Source organism: Leisingera sp. F5 (assembly GCF_001593695.1).
The window spans coordinates 1-1,039 of record NZ_LUKH01001417.1 but is presented as its reverse complement, the minus strand read 5'-3'; the positions used below and the strand labels follow the sequence as shown (position 1 = coordinate 1,039).

The following is a 1,039-nucleotide window of genomic DNA, read 5'->3' as shown; positions in this document are numbered from 1 at the left end:
CTGCAGGATCTCTACAAGGATCTGACCCCCTGGCGCAAATGCCAGGTGGCGCGCCATCCCGAGCGCCCTCATTGCCAGGACTATATCGACGCGCTGTTCACCGAATACACGCCACTGGCCGGCGATAGGAACTTTGCCGACGACTTGGCGGTGATGGGCGGCCTGGCGCGCTTCAACGACCAGCCGATTGTGGTGATCGGCCATGAAAAAGGCTCCGACACCAAGTCGCGGATCGAGCGCAATTTCGGCATGGCCCGGCCTGAGGGTTACCGCAAGGCAATCCGGCTGATGGAAATGGCCAGCCGCTTCAAGCTGCCGGTGATCACCCTGGTGGACACCGCCGGCGCCTACCCCGGCAAAGGTGCCGAGGAGCGCGGCCAGTCTGAGGCGATAGCGCGCTCAACCGAGATGTGCCTGAAGATCGGCGTGCCGCTGATCTCGGTGATTATCGGCGAGGGCGGCTCGGGCGGTGCGGTGGCCTTTGCCTCGGCCAACCGGGTGGCGATGCTGGAGCATTCGGTCTATTCGGTGATCAGCCCCGAAGGCTGCGCGTCGATCTTGTGGAAGGATGCCGAGAAGATGCGGGAAGCGGCGGAAGCGCTGCGTTTGACTGCGCAGGACCTGCAAAAACTGGGTGTCAACGACCGGGTCATCCCGGAACCGCTGGGCGGCGCGCACCGCGATGCCAAAGCGGCGATGGCGTCGGTCAGCGGCGCGATCCAGGATATGCTGGACGAGCTGAAGGGCAAGACCGCAGACGAGCTGATCAAGGACCGGCGCCAGAAGTTCCTGGACATCGGCTCCAAGGGTCTGGCGGCCTAAGGCAGCTTACCTGCGCGGATCCGGGTGATAACGCCGTCCCGGTCCGCCCGCACTTTGTCACTGAAGCCGGTCATTGCATGGCCGGCTTTGTTGTATTTGGCGCTCCACAGGGCGATATCTGCCAGTACTGGCGCCAGATCCCGGCCTTTTTGCGTGAGCGCGTAGATATAGCTGCGGCCGTTTTCCGGATCCTTGCTTTTGCTCAGGATGCCGGCTT

The 1,039-nt window shown here is 63.2% G+C and carries 2 protein-coding genes; one reads left to right on the top strand and one right to left on the bottom strand.

Annotated elements, in window-relative coordinates:
- Positions 1-822 (top strand): acetyl-CoA carboxylase carboxyltransferase subunit alpha (locus tag A2I95_RS41905; RefSeq protein ID WP_291738153.1); only part of this gene is annotated, 822 nt, incomplete at its 5' end.
- Here the strand turns inward: A2I95_RS41905 and A2I95_RS41900 are convergent.
- A partial coding sequence (locus A2I95_RS41900; RefSeq protein WP_291738152.1) for a helix-turn-helix domain-containing protein occupies positions 819-1,039 on the bottom strand: 221 nt, incomplete at its 5' end. The two genes, A2I95_RS41905 and A2I95_RS41900, sit on opposite strands and share 4 nt — an antisense overlap.